Raw genomic sequence first — 18,296 nt, forward strand, 5'->3', positions numbered from 1 at the left:
TCGATGGCGAGGATCATGACGCCGCCTACTGCCTAATCCTTCAATACCCCCTGCAGTCGCCCGATGGCTTCATTCCGCTGCAACTTTGTGGCGGCCATCGTTTTAACGATATGCCACGCCATCCAGAAATACGCCGCGCCCCAGGTGATGTTGGCCACGAACTGGACGATCACGCCCGGAACGGGGATCAGCGCAAACCCCAGTAAAGCCAGCCAGCCGGAAAGTTTGGGGAGTTTCCCGCTCTTTTGGACCGCCACGGCCATACAGGCCAGGCCCGCCATCGTACAAACGAGCGACAGCGCGAAAAACAATCCCAGCGCACCTTGCATCGTAACGAAGGGGATCGCCTGCGGGATGCCGTTCTGGTATAGTGCGCCGGCGGCGGGAAACAGGAAATACGCGATCGCGAAAACACCCATTCCCAGCAACTGATGCGTTAGCGTGAGGAGCAGCCCGGCGAAGGCCCATTTTTCCGCCTTCGTTTGTTGCAGATGGAAATACAGGCCGAGGGTGCCCACCATTTCGAGGAAAACGCCCAGGAAGCCGCGCCCGGCCCACCAGTAGTACGCGCCGGACGTAGTGAGCGCCGCGAATTTCTCCGGCTCCTGGTTGGCTTTGAAAATGACGTTTTCCTGGTCGATGAGGAGGTCGCCAAAGGCAAATACGAGCCCAGCCACCCCTAAACAGCAAAGGGATGCTACGATTCTATTTTTCATATGTCAGATTTGATTACGCGATGGGGAGATACCAGTTGATGAACAGGTTATCGGGGTTGCGGGGGCTTGGCATGGAATCATACCGGAAATACGAAGCGCCTTCCCTGTGGCGGATTTCCGGTTGTGCGGCAACGGCGTTGTTAACTTCCGCGCTCACACTTTCGTACTCCTGCACAGCGCTGCAGAAATTGAATTTGATAAACTTCCCGTCTAAAATTTGGGATTGCAGGAAAGGCTCCGCCGGCAGGGTGAACCCTTTCGGAACGATGGCCGCATCGAAGCGGGAGTCGCGGCTGCCGGTGATGTGCGGGCACTCGTGGAAGACGGAATAATGCTCGAAATCATCCGGCGTTCTGCCGATGGAAGCGATGTATGCGGCAACGTCTTCCCAGATGGCGAAGCTTTCGCGGGAGAAGTAATCGCCGCGGGAAGTGAAGATCCTGGCGGTTTTCGGCGCTTCCCGGCAGATGATGCCGTTGGTGGAAATGTACCGGGATGTTTGATGGGGATGCGCTTGCTGGTGGGTTTGTGAAGTCCGGTATTGCAGCGGCGGAACGGCATACAACTTTTTGAACGCCCGGCCGAATGCGCTGTTGTCTTCAAAACCGACCATGGCCATAATATCGAGGATCGGGAGGCGCGTGAGTGCGAGCAGGTAAGCGGCGGTGTGGAGGCGCTGTTCCTGAATATACTTCCCCAGGGGCGTTCCCAGTTCCCTGCTCAGTTTTTTCTGGAGGTGGAAGGGGGAATAGCCGGTCACCTTGCCGAGGGATTCCAGGGAAATCTTGCTGTCGAGGTGGTGGTGGATGTATAGAAGGACTTCGCTCGTCATTTATTATCGTTTACAATGCAAAAGTAACGGCTGAATGCGAAATGGGATGTGCAGATCTTGCTATAAGCTGTTTTTCCGCCAGCTTACAGATCTCCAAGATCAGAAACGCGGGACGCGGTCAAGTTGGCGGCAGCTGGCGATTTTTCATTTCGAATAAACCGATTGTACACGCAGCGGCTAAAGCTGCCTGCAGCCATTCGAATTGTACGGAAAGGTAGTTCGCCACTTCCATAGGTATTATTTAAGGATACGAAAAACGCCGGACAATCTGCCCGGCGTTTCTGAAATTATGGTTTTTCCCTTAGAGTTTCGAGATCATCTCCCGCACGTTCTTCACGCCTTCCGCGATCTCGGGCCAGTTACGGTCCCAATGGTATTCATACTCCGCGCTGAAAACACCTTTGAAATTCTGCTTCTTCAGCTCCGCCAGCACGCCGGGAATGTTGCATACGCCCGTTCCCCAGGGCACATCGTGGCCTTTGGGGCTCTTCTCGTGGAGGTCTTTGAAATGCAGGCTGAACACATGACCGTTCAGCTTCTGAAGGCACTCCACCGGATCGAGGCCGGAACGCACCCAGTGGCCAATGTCCGCACACGCGCCGAGGTATTTGCTGCGGCCCTGGATATTGACCAGCACGCTGTCCGGATGCCAGTAATGGCTCGGTTTCGGATGGTCGTGGAACGCCACTTTGATCTTGTACTCGTCTGCCAGGCGGCTCAGCGCGTCCAGGTCGGCCAGGCGCGGTTCTGACGTGATGATCTGGATGCCCATCGCCTTGGCGAACTCGAACATCTGCTTCCATTCTTCCTCACCGTTCGGGGAAACGACGCCGTACGCCACGAGGGTCTTCTTTTTCTGCCTGAACAGGTCTTTCACCTGCTGCCGCTTCGCCGCATCCATCTTGAAATCCATCTTCCCGTCGATACCGCCGCCGATGGTCTGCCCGTTATAGCATTCCACATACTGCAGCTTGCAGGAATCGATACGGTCCAGGGCTTCGGAAAGGGTGAAACGATTGAAGGAATACGCCTGCGCACCAAGCTTCCAGCCCAGTTTAGCCTCCTTCTTCTGCGCCAGTACCGGCTGCGCGAACATTAATGCCGCCGCGCCCAACAGCACCAGCGATTTTCTCATTGAGATCATAGACGTGTATTTTAAAAATTGCCGTAAGTATGTATTAGTGTACAAAATACACGGTAGTTTCCAGATTTACAAGTCGTTACGGACGAACGGCCGTATTTCCCCATGTGATACGGCCATGACAAACAAATGTGTGTTTTGTTTTTCCGTAATTTAGTAAGCTATGAAAGGGTTTATATTTACCCGTTTCAACCCGTCAGACGACAGCCAACCCTCGTTCGAAAAGCTGCTGGACGTATTTACCCAGCTGCTGACGTACACGAGCGGCGACGTATCGGAGGCCCTGCAATGGATGACCGAACTGGACAAGGAATATCAGCTGACCAGCGAGGAATACGGGATCGGGGATTTCATACAGGATTTGAAAGACAAGGGTTACATCCGGGACAATGAAGAAGAAGGCACTATCTCCATCACCGCCAAAACGGAACAGTCGATCCGCAAACGCGCGCTGGAGGAAATTTTCGGGAAACTGAAGAAATCCCGCATCGGGGACCATAATATCCGCAAATCCGGCCAGGGCGACGAGCAGAATGCCGAAACCCGGCCCTATCTCTTCGGCGACGCGCTGGAGCAGATAGACATGACGGCTTCCATCCGCAACGCGCAGATCAACCACGGCATCGAGACGTTTTCCATGCAGCAGGATGATCTGGAGATCCGGGAAACGGATTTCAAGACGCAAACGTCCACCGTGCTCATGATCGACATCTCCCATTCCATGATCCTCTACGGTGAAGACCGCATCACGCCGGCCAAGAAAGTGGCCATGGCGCTCAGCGAGCTCATCACCACCCGGTACCCGAAAGACACGCTGGACATCATCGTGTTCGGGAACGACGCCTGGCAGATCGAGATCAAGGACCTGCCCTATCTGCAGGTCGGGCCTTTCCACACCAATACCGTGGCGGGGCTGGAACTGGCGATGGACATCCTCCGCCGCAGGCGCAATCCCAACAAACAGATCCTGATGATCACCGACGGGAAGCCGACCTGCCTCAAACAGGGGAAACAGTATTATAAAAACAGCTTCGGGCTCGACCGGAAGATCCTCAACCGGACCCTCAACCTCGCCGCCCAATGCAAAAAACTGAAAATCCCCATCACCACCTTCATGGTAGCCACCGACCCGTGGCTGCAGCAATTCGTCAACGAATTCACGGAAACCAATAACGGTAAAGCATTTTTCTCCGGGACCGATAACCTGGGACAGTTCCTGTTCCACGATTTCGAGAGCGGGAAAAGGAAAAAGTTGTAAAGACATGGAACAAATCAAAACGCTCGGCGCACTAAAGAAGAGCGGACATCAGCAAAAGTCCGTCAAAGAAGAGATCAGACAGAACCTCATCGCCAAACTCAAAAGAAAGGAAAGCACTTTCCCGGGTATCATCGGCTACGACGATACCGTGATCCCCGACACCGAAAGGGCCCTGCTTTCCCGCCACAATATCCTCTTCCTCGGCCTGCGCGGACAGGCAAAAACCCGAATGGCGCGGCAAATGGTCGATCTGCTCGACGAATTCGTGCCCATCGTGGCCGGATCGGAAGTCAACGATCACCCGTATGCGCCCCTCTCCCGCTACGCGCGCGACCTCGTGGCCAAAATGGGCGACGAAACGCCCATCGAATGGGTGCCGCGGGAAGCGCGGTACGGTGAAAAGCTCGCCACGCCGGACGTGTCCGTAGCCGATCTCATCGGCGACGTAGACCCCATCAAGGCGGCGAACGAAAAGCTCAGTTATGCCGACGAACGGGTGATCCATTTCGGGATCATTCCGCGCTCGAACCGGGGGATTTTCGTCATCAACGAGCTGCCCGATCTGCAGGCACGCATCCAGGTGGCGCTGTTCAACATTCTGCAGGAAGGGGATATCCAGATCCGGGGGTTCAAGGTGAGAATGCCGCTCGATATGCTGTTCGTTTTCACCGCCAACCCGGAAGATTATACCAACCGCGGCTCCATCGTGACGCCGCTGAAGGACCGGATCGAAAGCCAGATCATCACCCATTACCCGAAAACGCTGGAAAACAGCCTGCTCATTACCGAACAGGAAGCTGGCGTGCATGAGGAACAGCAAGGCAAAGTCACGATGCCCGACCTGATCAAAAGGATCATCGAGCAGGTGGCGTTCGAAGCGCGGGGAAGTGAATATGTGGACAAGAAAAGCGGGGTTTCCGCCCGTTTGACCATCGCCGCGTTCGAAAATGCTGTGAGCTCCGCGGAACGGCGGACCCTCCTGCACAGCGAGCCCTCCACCTACGTCCGTATCAGCGACCTCCAGAGCATCGTTCCGGCCATCACCGGCAAGATCGAGCTGGTATACGAAGGGGAACAGGAAGGGCCGCTCCAGGTAGCCCTCAACCTGCTCGACAAAAGTCTCCGCACCACGTTCGCACAATATTTCCCTAACCCCGAAACCTTTAAGAAACGCAAGGCCGCCGGCGCGCAGGACGCCAATCCCTACCGCCCCATCATCCAGTGGTTCGACGCGGGCAATGCGCTCCAGTTGCTGCAGGACGCGCCCGACAAGGAATACGCATCGGCCCTGCAACAGGTGGCCGGCCTGAAGGAGCTGGTAGAGAAAATGTTCCCCAAAGCCAATAAAAAAGAACAATTGCTCCTCATGGAAATGGTGCTCCATGGCCTGGCGGCGCATTCGCTGCTCAGCAAGAAATCCATCGGGAACGCCACCCGGTTCTCCGACCTGCTGGGCACCATGATGAATTTCAGTACCACGGAAGATCCGGAAGAAGATGAAGAACTTTAACGGGATTTTTTTTATATTGTCAACTTAACAGTTATTTTTATTTCTTTCCACGTCAAAACATGAAAACATGCACAGAAGGAACTTTTTGTTCAACACTTCCGCATTCCTGGCCGGATCGGCCCTGTTGCCCTCATCCCTCCGCGCCCTGGCTCCCAGCGACCGCGTCAATATCGCAGTGATCGGTGTGAACGGGATGGGCTGGAGCAACCTGAACGCCCTGTTGAAGCACCCTGAGACCAATTGCGTTGCGCTCTGCGACGTAGACGAAACCGTCCTGAACAAGCGCGCCGGCGAATTGCAGCAAAAAACCGGCAAAAAACCCGCGCTCTATGGCGATTATCGCAAACTGCTGGAAAACAAGGACATCGACGCAGTTGTGATCGGCACGCCCGACCATTGGCATTGCCTGCAGATGGTCGACGCCGTGAGCGCCGGCAAAGACGTATACGTCGAAAAGCCCATCGGCAACTCCATCGCCGAGATCCGCGCCATGGTGAACGCCCAGGAGCGGACGGGGCGCGTGGTACAGGTAGGGCAATGGCAACGCAGCATGAACCATTTCAACGACGCCATCGCCTACGTACATTCCGGGAAACTCGGTAAGGTAAGACTGGTAAAGGTTTGGGCGTATATGGGATGGATGAAGCCCGTGCCCGTGGCGGCCAACGCCATGCCGCCGGCCGGCGTGGACTATAAAACCTGGCTGGGCCCCGCCCAGATGCGCGAGTTCAACGCCAACCGCTTCCATTTCAACTTCCGCTGGTTCTGGGATTACGCCGGCGGCCTCATGACCGACTGGGGCGTTCACCTCATCGATTACGCGTTGTACGGCATGAAAGCCTCCAATCCCAAAAGCGTAGTGGCAGCAGGCGGAAAATTCGCTTACCCCGACGATGCCGCCGAAACGCCCGACACCCTCACGGCCCTCTATGAGTTCGACGATTTCAATATGCAGTGGGAACATGCTACCGGCATCAACGGCGGCCCCTACGGCAGAGACCACGGCATCGCCTTCATCGGCAACAACGGTACGCTGGTACTGGACCGCGGGGGATGGGAAGTGATCGCGGAGAAAGACAAGATGGAACCCATCAGCCGGATCAAGGCGAACGACAACGGGCTGGACAAGCACACCAAAAACTGGCTGGAAGTGATCAAATCCCGCAAGCTGACCGATCTGCACTGCGACATCCGCACCGGCGCCAACGTAGCCACCAACGCGCAGATGGGCAACATCGCGTTCCGCACCGGGGAACGGATTTACTATCGTCCGTACGAAGGTAAATTCGACAACAAAAAAGCCAATGCCTTCATCACGCCCGAATATCATAACAATTACAAACTTCCCAAATAACCGACATGCAACGGATCACGAAACTCTTCCTCTGCGCTGCCCTGGCCGCGCCCGCATTATCCGCGTCTGCGCAAGACGCCAAGCCGCAAGACACTGAAGTATGGGAGCCCGTGCCCCCTAAAGTAACGCCCGGAACGGCCACCACGGCCCCTTCCGATGCGATCGTGCTGTTCGACGGCAAGAACCTCGACAGCTGGGTATCTGACAAAGACGGCAGTGCTGCGCCCTGGACGATCAAAGACGGCGCCCTCACCGTAGCGCCCGGCAAAGGCGGCATCAAAACCAAGGCATCCTTCGGCGATTTCCAGCTGCATATCGAATGGCGCGCACCTTCCGTCGTGAAAGGCGAAGGCCAGGGCCGCGGCAACAGCGGCATTTTCCTGCAGGAACAATACGAATTGCAGGTGCTCGATAACTACAATAACAAGACGTATTCCAACGGCCAGGCCGGCAGCCTCTACAAACAGGCCATTCCCCTCGCCAACGCCTGCCTGCCTCCGGGCCAGTGGCAAACGTACGACGTGATCTATACCGCGCCCCGCTTCAAGGACGATGGTACCGTGGCATCTCCCGCCCGCGTGACCGTTCTCCACAACGGCGTGCTGGTGCAGAACAACTACGCATTGCTCGGTAAAACGCTCTATATCGGCAAGCCGTTCTACGAAAAGCACGGCGATCTGCCCATCGCATTACAAGACCATGGCGATCTGGTGAGCTACCGCAACATCTGGCTGCGCAAACTCTAATCCGCCTGTCAAATTTTAGAAGGCCCGATGCACTCCGCATCGGGCTTTTTCTTTATGTTTACGGCCACACACAAACTTCACCCTGTTGCCGAACAACGTTGTTGATATCAGTGCCACGTTACAGGACGTGTCCCGGGGCGATGAAAACGCCTTCCGCGACCTCTTCCGCCTATATGCCGACCATCTCTACGCCTACATCTGGCAGCTGACGAAGTCGCGCGAACTGGCGGAGGAAGTGGTGCAGGACATTTTCCTCCAGATATGGATCAGCCGCGAGGCGCTGGCCGGTGTCCGCAATTTCCGGAACTATCTTTTCGTGATCGCCCGGAACCACGCCCTGAACGCCATCAAAAAAATGATGCGGGAAAGGAAAAGGGCGATGGAATGGGAACTGGCGCGGGGCATTGCAGATACACCGCTTTCCACCCCTGAGCCCGATCTCGACATTGTGGAAGAAGCCATCCGCCAGTTGCCCTCCCAGCAACAGAAAGCCTGGCTCCTGAGCCGGCGGCAGGGCAAAAAATACCACGAGATCGCCCGGGAAATGCAGCTTTCCCGCGAAACGGTCAAAAAGTACATCCAGTACGCCACGCAATCGATCGTCAGGTACGTGACCAGCCGCACCACGACACTGCTCGCCATCTGCATCCTCCATTCCCTCTGAAAAAATTCCCGAAAATTTTTTACCGGGCATAGCCCCTTTTTCTTTTCACCGTTGTCCCTATATACAACCACTATGCAAACGAATCCGTCACAACTGCCCGAATTACTGGAACGCTGGATGAGCGGCCAGGCCAGCGAGGCCGAAAAGGAAGCTTTCTTCGAACTGCTCGACCGGCAGGGCGCAGACGCGCTGGCTCCCCACCTCCGCGACGCCTGGGAACAGCTCCGGCCCGGCCCGGTTATGACGGACGAAACAAAAGACGCGATCGCAGACCGCATCCTGCATCGCCCGCAGTCGGCCCCCGTATGGCGCCTGGGCTGGTGGTACGCCGCCGCCGCCATGCTGGCGCTTGCCATCGCCATTCCCTTTGGATACCAGTACTGGAAAGCGAAACAGCCTGCGGGTGTAGCGGTGAACGGCCCACACGACGTGGCCCCCGGAAAGGAAGGCGCAATCCTCACCCTGGCGGGCGGCCGGCAGATCATCCTCGACTCCCTCGGCAACGGCCTCGTGGCCAGCCAGCAGGGCACCCGCATTACGCTGCAAAACGGAAGTCTTGCCTACGACGCCGCCGACGCCAGCGAGATCACCTTCAATACCATGACCACGCCCCGCGGCCGCAAGTTCCAGCTCGTGCTGCCCGACGGCACGAAGGTCTGGCTCAACGCCGCATCTTCCCTCCGCTTCCCCACCGCTTTCTCCGGCGCCGAGCGCCGCGTGGAAATGACCGGCGAAGCGTATTTCGAAGTGGCCAAAGACGCAAAACACCCTTTCTTCGTGAGCATCGGCGACGGAACGGACGTGCAGGCGCTGGGCACCGCGTTCAATATCCATGCGTATGAAGACGAGCCCCACATCCAGGCCACATTGCTGGAAGGCTCGGTGCGCGTGCGCAACGCCACCGGCTCGCGGGTGCTCGTGCCCGGCCAGCAGGCGCGCATCGTGCAGGGTGGCGCTATGACGGTACTGCAACCCGACCTGGAACAAGTGACCGCCTGGAAATCCGGGGTCTTCCTCTTCCAGGGCGCGCCGCTCCGCGACGTCATGCGGCAACTGGCCAGGTGGTATGATATCGACGTGATCTACGAAGGGAACGTGCCCGACCAGATTTTTGAAGGAGAACTGCCACAGTCGCTCCAGCTATCACAGGTAACAAGGATATTAACCAAAGTCAACATAAAATTCAGGATCGAAGAAGGCAAACGCCTGATCGTATTGCCGTAACAGTGAAATTGTAACAGCTAACTAAAGACAGAAACATATTGCCATGTTAATACGCTCAAAAAAGTACCGTCGACGACGGTGAGGGGAAGTATTGTCTGCCAGCAATAAAAAAGGGAAGTGTTCGTACCACTTCCCCGGATAAGTTCAGGCAGATCGATAAAACGGCCCGTTGGAACAAGCTACTTATTTACTCCACCTTAAACCTTTACAAAAGTATGAATTTTTGGACTTTTTGTAAGTATGTCTTCCGTTGCCTGCAATGGAAGGCAGGCCAAAATCTATGCAAGGCGGGGCCCGGTTCCGGGAGGTACCGGAGCAGCCGCTTCACCACAATCGTGAATACGATGAAATTAACCGCCGCCTGTCTTTTTGCGGTCTGCATGCACGTCAGCGCAAAAAGCCTATCGCAAACGATCACGTTTTCCGGGAAAGACGTTCCCCTCGCCAGGGTGTTCGCCGCCGTGAAGAAGCAAACGGGATTCGTTTTCTTCTACAACAAGAGTATCGTCCGTGATGGGGCCACCATCAGCATCAACGCCAGCAACCAGCCGCTGGAAAACTTCCTGAAAGAAGCTTTGCGCGGCCAGTTCCTCGAATATTCCATCGAAGACAAGGTGATCGTGATCTCGCGCAAGCCGGTGGAATCGTTGCCGGACATGCCACCGCCCATCAACATCTCCGGCCGCATCACCGACGACCGGGGCCTGCCGCTGCCGGGGGTTTCCATCAAGGTGAAAGGTACCGGGCGCGGCGCCACCACGAACTCCGACGGGGTTTTCAGCATTTCCAACATCCCGGAAGATGCGTTCCTCATCATTTCCTACATCGGGTTCGAAACGCGCGAAGTGGCCGTCCAGGGCCGCACGGCGCTCGATCTGCAACTGATGCCCGCCAGTAAGGATATCGAAGGCGTGACGGTGGTGGGATATTCCTCCAAGAACGTCAAATACCTGTCCAGCGCCGTGAGCACCGTTTCCCGCGAGAAGCTCCGCGACGTGACGAGCAACAGCCTTTCCAACCTCCTCCAGGGCAAAGCGCCCGGCGTAGTGGTGAGCTCCGGCTCCGGCGATCCCGCATCCGGCAACAGCGTTACCATCCGCGGACAGGGCACCCTGGCCGGCAACCCCTCCCCGCTCATGGTGGTAGACGGCAACATCGGCGGATCGTTCAACCCCACCGACGTGGAGTCCGTCACCATTCTCAAAGACGCCGCCGCAACGGGGCTTTACGGTTCCCGCGCCGCCAACGGCGTGATCATCGTTACCACCCGCCAGGGCCGCGCCGGCAAGACCCGCATCGAAGTGAACGCCGTCACCGGCTTCAACAAAGCCGATTTCGGGAAGTTCAAACTGATGAACAGCCGCGAGCTGTACGACTACCAGAAAACCTTCACCACGCGCTCAGACACCGTTCTCAATACGGACACCGACTGGCTGGATATCGCCTTCCGCACCGCCATGACGCAGAGCTACACCGTGTCCGCATCGGGCGGCAGCGAAAAGACGCAGTTCTATACCGCGGGAACGTATTACAAGGAAGACGGCACGCTGCTTACCAACAGCAAATCCGCCTATAACTTCCGCGCCAACATTACGCACAAACTAAGCAGCAAAGTGAAGCTGGCCGTACTGATCAACGGCAGTTACGAAAAAGCCAACAACCACCACAGCAGCACGCTGTACGGCGCGTATACCAACCTGCCGTGGGACAAGCCCTACAATCCCGACGGCACTCCGCGCTTCGGCAGCGGCACCGGCTGGCTGGGGCGCGAGCAGCACAACTTTTTGTACTCGCTGCAGTATAACCAGTCGTTCAACCGCGCCATGACCTTCAACGGCGACCTGAACCTGGACTATGCCATCAACCGGCATTTCACGTTCAGCACGTATAACCGCGCCAACATTTACAATTACAAATCCACCGAGTACTGGGACCAGCGCTCCAAGGAGGGCACTGCCGACAAGGGGTACCTGGCGCACAACATCAACTACACGAACACGCTGCTCAGCTCCAACCGCCTCCGGTACGAAAACAGCTGGAGCGATCATAACCTGACCGTGCTCGGCGTGGCCGAAGCCGAGAAATTCTATGGCGACAACAACGGCATCGTTGGCCGGGGGCTGCCCGCGGGGATGACGGCCATGAGCACCGCTACGGAAGCGAAATCCACGCCCACCGGCGGCCGCGACGAATACAGCTTCCAGAAATGGCTGGTGCAGGGCGATTACAATTTCGATAACCGGTATTTCTTCCTCGCCTCTTTCGTACGGGATATCAGTTCCAAATTCGGCAACAACAATCCGGGCGGGAATTTCTACCAGATCGGCGCTTCCTGGATTTTGAGCAACGAGCATTTCCTCGCCGGCAACCGCACCATCTCTTTCCTGAAGCTACGCGCGAGCCATGGCACCGTGGGCAATCCGCCCATCCAGAACTACCAGGCGCTGGGGTTGTACCAATACGACCAATCGGCCTCGTATGCCGGGCAGAGCGGATCGTTCCCCTTCCAGAAAGCCAATCCAGACCTCACCTGGGAAAAGATCCGGGTGAACAACCTGGGCGTGGAAGTGTCGTTTTTCAAAAGGATCGAGCTGAACGTGGACCTGTATGACAAACAGGCCAAATCCCTCCTCATGCTGCGCCCGCTGCCGCTCACGACCGGTTATACCAGCGTGATGGAAAACATCGGCTCGATGCGCAACCGCGGGATGGAAATCACCCTGAACACGAAGAACCTCGTCAACGAATTCAAATGGGAAACCTCGCTCAACTTCGCACTGAACCGCAACAAGGTGACGAAGCTGAATGGGAACGACAAGTTCGCCAGCCCCGGCACCAACCAGCCCGTGGGCCTCAACGAAGATGTAGACAAATGGTACATGCGCATCTGGGCCGGCGTAGACCCCGCCACCGGAGACCCGCTCTGGGAGCGCGTAGTGACCGACGCCGACGGCAAAACCTACCTCACCTATACCAACAGCTACAATGCCGCCACGCTGCAATACACCGGCACATCCTCCGCGCCGAAATTTACCGGCGGTATGCTGAACACGTTCAGCTTCAAAGGAGTGTACATGAGCGCGTTCTTCAATTTCGTGTACGGGAACGAGGTGTTCAACAGCTCGCGCCAGTTCTTCGATTCCGACGGTATTTACGACAGCTACAACCAGATGGTACTGGCCGAAGGCTGGAGCCGGTGGAGCAAGCCCGGAGACGTGGCCACCCATCCCAAACCCTTGCTGGGCGGCAATAAAGCGTCTAACGAACCATCGTCGCGCTTCCTGGAAGACGGCAGCTACGTTCGCCTGCGCAACGTGCAGATCGGGTACGACTTTCCCGCGGCGATGCTGCAAAGGATCAAGATCGGCAGTATCCGCGTGTTCCTCAGCGGCGACAATCTCTGGACCGGCACCAAATTCTCCGGCATGGACCCCGAGGTGTCTTTCGTGAACGCGAACGGCTTTACCAAAGGCGTTTCCGGCACAAAGTACCCGATCAGCAAGAAAATATTACTGGGCGTAAACATCGGTTTCTAAAAATGAGAACAATGACATCAACATACCGCTTTCTCCTGCTGGGCGTGCTGGCCCTGAGCCTCGGCACCGCCTGCAAGAAGACCTTCGAGCCATCGACCGCCAAGAACGAGGACGATGCGCTCAAAAACGAGGCGGACGTGAAATCCGCCACCATCGGCACTTACGCGGTGCTCAAAAACGCCGACTATGTGCGCTCCTTCCACTTTTTATCGGAATACCAGGGCGACAATATCGCGCAGGCACAGACATCCTCGGATGCGCTGTCTAACGCGTACAGATATACGCATTTGGTGGATATGAGCCATGTGAACAACGTCTGGCGCCAATCTTACGGCGTAGTGAACGCCGCCAACAAGGTGATCGCATTTACGCCGGACGGGGCTTCGGCAGGTATGAAGCAGCTGAAGGGCGAAAACCTGTACCTCCGCGCCATGATCTACTTCAACCTCGTCCGCATTTTCGGGCGGCCGTATACCCAGGGCAACGGCACCAACGAAGCCGTGCCCCTCATCCTGGAATCTACCACCACCGAGCTGCCGGCCCGCAATTCCGTGAAGGAAATCTACGACCAGGTGGTAGCCGATCTGCTTAAAGCCATCGACCTGATGACCGAAAGGAAAAGCAACAATTTCGCGTCGAAGGAAGTGGCGCAGGCACTCCTGGCCCGCGTGTACCTCTATATGGGCAACAACGCCAAAGCCATCGAATTCGCCAATCTCGTCATCAATTCCGGCCGCTACGGCCTGCTGACGGGCGATGCGTACAAGAATTACTTCCGCAGCGTGCCCGAAGACAACCGCGAGACCATTTTCTGCATCCGCCACACCAAGGCCGAGAACCGCGACTTCAGCGCCATCGGCTCCATGTACTTCAGCGAAGGCGGCCAGGGACAGACCGGCTGGGGCGAGATTTACGCTTCCACCCAATACATGGCCCTGCTCGATCAGCAGCCCGCCGACCTCCGGCATGCCTTCATTTCCCCGTACACCAACGCCGGCGATGTGCTGGGATGGCCGTACGCCGTGCCCGTGGCGAATATCCGGATGAATACGCGCCTCAATCCCAACACGCCCATGTATTACATCAATAAGTACAATTACCAGGAAGGCCTGGTAAACCTCAGTTCGCCCGTATACCTGCGGCTGGCCGAGATGTACCTCATCCGCGCGGAAGCGAACGCCAAACAGGGCGGCGCAGGGCTGCAGCTGGCGGTAGACGACCTGAACACGCTGCGCCAGCGCGCAGGGCTTTCCGGCACAGGATTGCATACCCTCGCCAGTCTGGCCGCAGCCGGCAAATCCGTACTGGATGCAGTATTGGAGGAAAGACAACTGGAGCTCGCGTTCGAAGGGCACCGGGCGTACGATCTGTTCCGGAACAATCGTCCGCTGGAAAGGAATTACCCCGGCACGCATTCCCTCAACAACACGCCCAGCACCAACATCCAGCAAACCATCCTGCCCTCCGACAACCGGGTGATCTATTTCATCCCCAACCGCGAGCGCCTGGTGAACCCGAACCTCACCCAAAATCCGTAAAGCATGAAACCATCAATTCTCTATTTATATCTCATGGCATGTATCGCGGCGGCAGGTTGCGGCAAAGCCGACGCCGTTTTCTTCCAGGACAAATCCACCGTGATGAAAGCCGACCGCACCGGCTGGACCGCCACCGCCTCCAGCGAGGAAACCACTTGCGAAACCGCCACGGCCAATCTCGTGCTCGACGGTAAAACCGCCACTTACTGGAGCTCGCAGGGTTGCCCGACCGTGTTGCCCTACCCGCATTCCATCACCGTTGATATGAAAAACGCCATCCATCTCGTGACGATCGACATCATTGCCCGGCAGAACGATGCCAACGGGATGACGCGCTTCAAGCTGGAAGGCAGCACCGACGGCGCTGCATGGACGCTGCTGAAAGACAATCTCGCTTTCGTTCCCACCACGCGTACCGCCCAAAGCTATCCCGTGCCCTCTTCCGGAACGTACCGGTACCTGCGGCTCACGGCGCTGGCGGGGCCCATCCGGAAAACCTTCCTGTCCGAAATAGAAGTATACACAACTAAATGATCATCATACCTGCCAACGGTAGATGCTACTCTGAACCCCCGAAGCCCGTGACGCGCAAGCGCACGGGCTTCCTCATTCCCGCACACTCCACTGTCCGGAAACGGACATATATGCTTACGCCGGAAATGCTAACAAGCGAAAACACAACCGATTAACATACTGGCATAACAGTTGTGCCCCGTTCCCGGGTGGTGCCGTTGTTCATCCCCCCAACCAAAACCCGTCGGCATGTTGTACAATTACTTCAAGATGGCCTGGCGTTCCCTGCTGAACGACCGCCAGTTCGCGATCATCAATCTGCTGGGCCTTTCCATCAGCCTGGCCTGCGCATTACTGATCTGGCTATGGACGGTAGACGAACTGGCCATGGACCACTTCCACACCGCAGACAAGCGGTTGTACCAGGTGATGCAAAACATCCGCCACGAAAACGGTATCGAAACAACGCCCAATACGCCCGGTCCGCTGGCGGCAGCGCTGAAAGCGGAATTTCCCGAAGTGGAAGAAGCCGCCACCGTGATGACGCCTTCCTGGTTTTCGGCGAGGGCCGGCATTGCCAACGGGGATATTCGCATGAAGGCGAACGCACAATTTGCCAGTGCAGGTTTTTTCAGGATGTTCAGCTATCCCGTTTTGAGCGGCGACACGGCCAGGCTTTTCAACGACGGCCGCACCATTGCCATATCCGACGAGCTGGCGGCGCGCCTGTTCCCCGGCGTGGACCCCATTGGCCGGTCGGCCGACTTCCAGCTGGATGAATTCAGCGGCAAATATGTTGTGACGGCCGTGTTCGCGCAAGCGCAGGCTGCCAATTCCCAACCTTTCGATATCCTCCTCGGTTTCGAGAGCTTCCTTGAAAAACGCGCCGGGTTGCGCGAATGGGGGAACAGCGATCCGGCTACTTACGTACTGCTCCGTAAAGACGCGGACCTTGCCGCATTTACAAAGAAACTCGAACACTTTTTCCAGGACCGGAAGCAACACGAAGGCAGTACATTATTCGCGCGGCCTTTCGCGGACCGGTACCTGTACGGGCAGTACGAAAACGGCGTGCGGCAAGGCGGGCGCATCGCATATGTAAGATTGTTTACGCTGATCGCGGTTTTTATCCTCTTTATAGCCTGTATCAACTTCATGAACCTCTCCACCGCCAGGGCCGCCCGGCGGATGAAAGAAACCGGCATCCGTAAAGCGGCCGGCGCCACCCGTGGCCACCTGGTGTTGCAACATCTCGGCGAATCGATGCTCATGAGCGTTTGCGCCGGTATACTGGCGCTTTTGTTCATCGGGCTGCTGTTGCCCGCCTTCAACCAGTTCACCGGCAAAAGCCTCGTATTGCGGCCCGAATTGCCACTCGTGCTGACCATGCTGGCCATCATTTTGATTACCGGTTTGCTGGCAGGCAGCTATCCCGCCTGGTACATTTCCCGCTTCCGGCCCGTAGCAGCGTTGAAAGGAAGCTTCAAAGCGGGCAACGGCGAAGCCTGGATAAGGAAAGGACTGGTCGTTTTCCAGTTTGCATTGTCGGTAGCAGCGATCTGCGCCGTGCTCGTTATTTACCGGCAGGTGCGCTACATCCAGCATAAACATCTCGGCTACGACCGCAGCCACATCATACATTTCGAAATCCCCCTGGAAATGGAGCCCGCCAAACTCGCGGCGGCGGAAAGTTTCGTGGGCGCGCTGCGGCAGTTGCCCGGCGTGACGGACGCCTCCAGCTACGGGCATAACCTGCTCGGGAAGCACGGCGAAGTGGGCGACCTGCAATGGCCCGGCAAACCTTCCGGCAAGGGCGTTAATCTCGCGAATCTGGAAGTCGGTTTTCGCTTCCTGCAAACTACCGGCATCCAACTGAAAGCAGGACGGTACTTTTCGGAAAGCGCGGTGGCACAGCAGGAAATCATCTTCAACGAAACGGCTATCCGGCAAATGGGCCTGCCCGACCCCATCGGCAAAACGGTCCGGCTTTGGGACCAGGACCGCCGGATCGTGGGGATCGCGGCCGATTTCAATTTCGAATCCCTGTACAACAACGTGGGACCGTGTTTCTTCCAGACCTACCCCGTGATGCCCAACATCATCGTGAAGCTGGGGAACGGCGATCCGTCCAACGCGCTGACCAACATCCGTCAAACGTTCGACCAGTTCTTCAAAGGGCATGTTTTCGAGTTCAGTTATATGGACGATGAATACCAGGCGATGTATGCCTCCGAGCACCAGGTAGCCGTGCTATCGCGCTACTTCACGGCGCTGGCGGTCCTCATTTCTTGCCTGGGCCTGTTTGGCCTGGCCGCGTTTACGGCGCAGAAAAGGCGCAAAGAAATCGGCATCCGGAAAGTGCTGGGCGCAACGGTGGGCGGCGTGGTATTGCTGCTTTGGAGAGACTTCCTCAAACTCTTGCTGCTGGCGGCATTGATCGCTTTCCCGCTCGTATGGTACGTGATGCGCGAGTGGCTGGACGGCTTTGCCTACCGGGTGCGCTTCGGGGCAGATGTGTTCCTCATTGCCGGTGGCGCCATGGTGGCGATCACACTGCTGACCATCAGTTTTCAATCCATTAAAGCGGCTTTGGCCAACCCGGTGCAGTCGTTAAGACAATAGCATTCCGTATCGCCAACCCCTGAAAAAGAAAAGGCTCCTCCGGATGAACCGGCGGAGCTTTTCGTATTGGTCAAAAAAGAGGAAATACTTATTTACCGCCGCAATTGGCGTACTCGACCGGCAGTTCGTAATACTCGCTCACTTCCGGGCAGCCGCTCACCGTCACCGTAGCGATGATGCTGTAAAAACCCACCGGCAACGAGGCCGGCAGCGCGTAGGCATTCGTGTCGGAGAAATTGTAAATATTCCCCTGCGACACGATGTTGCCCGATCCGTCCCAAACCTCGTAATGCAGCGTGATGGCACCTACGGAAAACGGTTGGTTCAGCCAGGCGCGGAACGTATTCACATAATCGTCGAAATCATAAGGATGGTTGCAGAGCGTGGAACCGCCACCCAGGCCATTGGAACTGGATTCCATGTACGAAATGACGAAATCGTTGCAGGGATCGGCGGCGTTTTTCAGGTGTTTTTCGAATTTCCTTTCCGCATTCACGACGTCGAGGATGTTGGTGCTTTGGGCTTTCACGAGGGCGGGCAGGAACAACAGGGACATGGAAGCCACCGCCAGTTTCAGGATTGTTTTCATGGAGCTTTTATTGAGGGTTTTAAATAAACGAATATGGTTCCCCTGGTTACACA

At 56.7% G+C, this 18,296-nt stretch carries 14 protein-coding genes; 10 read left to right on the forward strand and 4 right to left on the reverse strand.

Going from position 1 to position 18,296, the window contains the following annotated elements; genetic code table 11:
* Positions 1-32 precede the first annotated feature (32 nt).
* The 3 genes from ACQKLP_RS16140 to ACQKLP_RS16150 all read right to left on the reverse strand — a co-directional run bounded on the left by ACQKLP_RS16140 (position 33) and on the right by ACQKLP_RS16150 (position 2,692).
* Complete coding sequence (locus ACQKLP_RS16140; protein ID WP_427323802.1) at positions 33-716, reverse strand: hypothetical protein; 684 nt, start codon at positions 714-716, stop codon at positions 33-35.
* A gap of 13 nt (positions 717-729) precedes the next feature.
* Positions 730-1,548 (reverse strand): helix-turn-helix domain-containing protein, encoded by an 819-nt coding sequence (locus ACQKLP_RS16145; protein ID WP_427323803.1) that lies wholly within the window; start codon positions 1,546-1,548, stop codon positions 730-732.
* A gap of 301 nt (positions 1,549-1,849) precedes the next feature.
* A complete protein-coding gene (locus tag ACQKLP_RS16150) occupies positions 1,850-2,692 on the reverse strand; it encodes a sugar phosphate isomerase/epimerase family protein (protein WP_427323804.1) in 843 nt (280 codons plus the stop codon).
* Positions 2,693-2,852: 160 nt separating this feature from the next.
* Here ACQKLP_RS16150 and ACQKLP_RS16155 point away from each other — a divergent pair, with 160 nt between their 5' ends.
* The 10 genes from ACQKLP_RS16155 (at position 2,853) to ACQKLP_RS16200 (ending at position 17,654) form a co-directional block, all read left to right on the forward strand.
* Positions 2,853-3,947 (forward strand): vWA domain-containing protein, encoded by a 1,095-nt coding sequence (locus ACQKLP_RS16155; protein WP_423735024.1) that lies wholly within the window; start codon positions 2,853-2,855, stop codon positions 3,945-3,947.
* Between the two features lie 4 nt (positions 3,948-3,951).
* On the forward strand, positions 3,952-5,457 hold the full coding sequence (locus ACQKLP_RS16160; RefSeq protein WP_427323805.1) for a magnesium chelatase: 1,506 nt from the start codon (positions 3,952-3,954) through the stop codon (positions 5,455-5,457).
* A gap of 67 nt (positions 5,458-5,524) precedes the next feature.
* Entirely contained in the window at positions 5,525-6,811 is a 1,287-nt protein-coding gene (locus ACQKLP_RS16165) for a Gfo/Idh/MocA family oxidoreductase (RefSeq protein WP_341840051.1), read from the forward strand.
* Positions 6,812-6,816: 5 nt separating this feature from the next.
* Positions 6,817-7,557 (forward strand): 3-keto-disaccharide hydrolase, encoded by a 741-nt coding sequence (locus tag ACQKLP_RS16170; RefSeq protein ID WP_427323806.1) that lies wholly within the window; start codon positions 6,817-6,819, stop codon positions 7,555-7,557.
* 85 nt (positions 7,558-7,642) lie between these two features.
* Entirely contained in the window at positions 7,643-8,221 is a 579-nt protein-coding gene (locus ACQKLP_RS16175) for a sigma-70 family RNA polymerase sigma factor (RefSeq protein ID WP_427323807.1), read from the forward strand.
* A gap of 72 nt (positions 8,222-8,293) precedes the next feature.
* Positions 8,294-9,445, forward strand: a complete 1,152-nt coding sequence (locus ACQKLP_RS16180) for a FecR family protein (RefSeq protein ID WP_427323808.1) — start codon at positions 8,294-8,296, stop codon at positions 9,443-9,445.
* Positions 9,446-9,789: 344 nt separating this feature from the next.
* Entirely contained in the window at positions 9,790-12,981 is a 3,192-nt protein-coding gene (locus ACQKLP_RS16185) for a SusC/RagA family TonB-linked outer membrane protein (protein WP_427323809.1), read from the forward strand.
* Between the two features lie 11 nt (positions 12,982-12,992).
* Entirely contained in the window at positions 12,993-14,519 is a 1,527-nt protein-coding gene (locus ACQKLP_RS16190; protein ID WP_427323810.1) for a RagB/SusD family nutrient uptake outer membrane protein, read from the forward strand.
* Positions 14,520-14,522: 3 nt separating this feature from the next.
* Positions 14,523-15,053 (forward strand): discoidin domain-containing protein, encoded by a 531-nt coding sequence (locus ACQKLP_RS16195; protein WP_427323812.1) that lies wholly within the window; start codon positions 14,523-14,525, stop codon positions 15,051-15,053.
* Between the two features lie 228 nt (positions 15,054-15,281).
* Complete coding sequence (locus ACQKLP_RS16200) at positions 15,282-17,654, forward strand: ABC transporter permease (RefSeq protein WP_427323813.1); 2,373 nt, start codon at positions 15,282-15,284, stop codon at positions 17,652-17,654.
* A gap of 88 nt (positions 17,655-17,742) precedes the next feature.
* Here ACQKLP_RS16200 and ACQKLP_RS16205 read toward each other — a convergent pair whose 3' ends face one another.
* Positions 17,743-18,243: a hypothetical protein gene (locus ACQKLP_RS16205; protein ID WP_427323814.1), complete on the reverse strand. Its 501-nt coding sequence runs from the start codon at positions 18,241-18,243 to the stop codon at positions 17,743-17,745.
* Positions 18,244-18,296 lie beyond the last annotated feature (53 nt).

It is taken from the genome of Chitinophaga sp. NPDC101104 (assembly GCF_050277495.1).
Lineage (GTDB): Bacteria > Bacteroidota > Bacteroidia > Chitinophagales > Chitinophagaceae > Chitinophaga.

Excerpts from the sequence above, each read along its gene's own strand:
- ACQKLP_RS16140 (WP_427323802.1), bottom strand. The coding sequence starts at position 716 with ATGAAAAATAGAATCGTAGCATCCCTTTGCTGTTTAGGGGTGGCTGGG.
- ACQKLP_RS16145 (WP_427323803.1), bottom strand. The coding sequence starts at position 1,548 with ATGACGAGCGAAGTCCTTCTATACATCCACCACCACCTCGACAGCAAG.
- ACQKLP_RS16150 (WP_427323804.1), bottom strand. The coding sequence starts at position 2,692 with ATGATCTCAATGAGAAAATCGCTGGTGCTGTTGGGCGCGGCGGCATTA.
- ACQKLP_RS16155 (WP_423735024.1), top strand. The coding sequence starts at position 2,853 with ATGAAAGGGTTTATATTTACCCGTTTCAACCCGTCAGACGACAGCCAA.
- ACQKLP_RS16160 (WP_427323805.1), top strand. The coding sequence starts at position 3,952 with ATGGAACAAATCAAAACGCTCGGCGCACTAAAGAAGAGCGGACATCAG.
- ACQKLP_RS16165 (WP_341840051.1), top strand. The coding sequence starts at position 5,525 with ATGCACAGAAGGAACTTTTTGTTCAACACTTCCGCATTCCTGGCCGGA.
- ACQKLP_RS16170 (WP_427323806.1), top strand. The coding sequence starts at position 6,817 with ATGCAACGGATCACGAAACTCTTCCTCTGCGCTGCCCTGGCCGCGCCC.
- ACQKLP_RS16180 (WP_427323808.1), top strand. The coding sequence starts at position 8,294 with ATGCAAACGAATCCGTCACAACTGCCCGAATTACTGGAACGCTGGATG.
- ACQKLP_RS16185 (WP_427323809.1), top strand. The coding sequence starts at position 9,790 with ATGAAATTAACCGCCGCCTGTCTTTTTGCGGTCTGCATGCACGTCAGC.
- ACQKLP_RS16190 (WP_427323810.1), top strand. The coding sequence starts at position 12,993 with ATGACATCAACATACCGCTTTCTCCTGCTGGGCGTGCTGGCCCTGAGC.
- ACQKLP_RS16195 (WP_427323812.1), top strand. The coding sequence starts at position 14,523 with ATGAAACCATCAATTCTCTATTTATATCTCATGGCATGTATCGCGGCG.
- ACQKLP_RS16200 (WP_427323813.1), top strand. The coding sequence starts at position 15,282 with ATGTTGTACAATTACTTCAAGATGGCCTGGCGTTCCCTGCTGAACGAC.
- ACQKLP_RS16205 (WP_427323814.1), bottom strand. The coding sequence starts at position 18,243 with ATGAAAACAATCCTGAAACTGGCGGTGGCTTCCATGTCCCTGTTGTTC.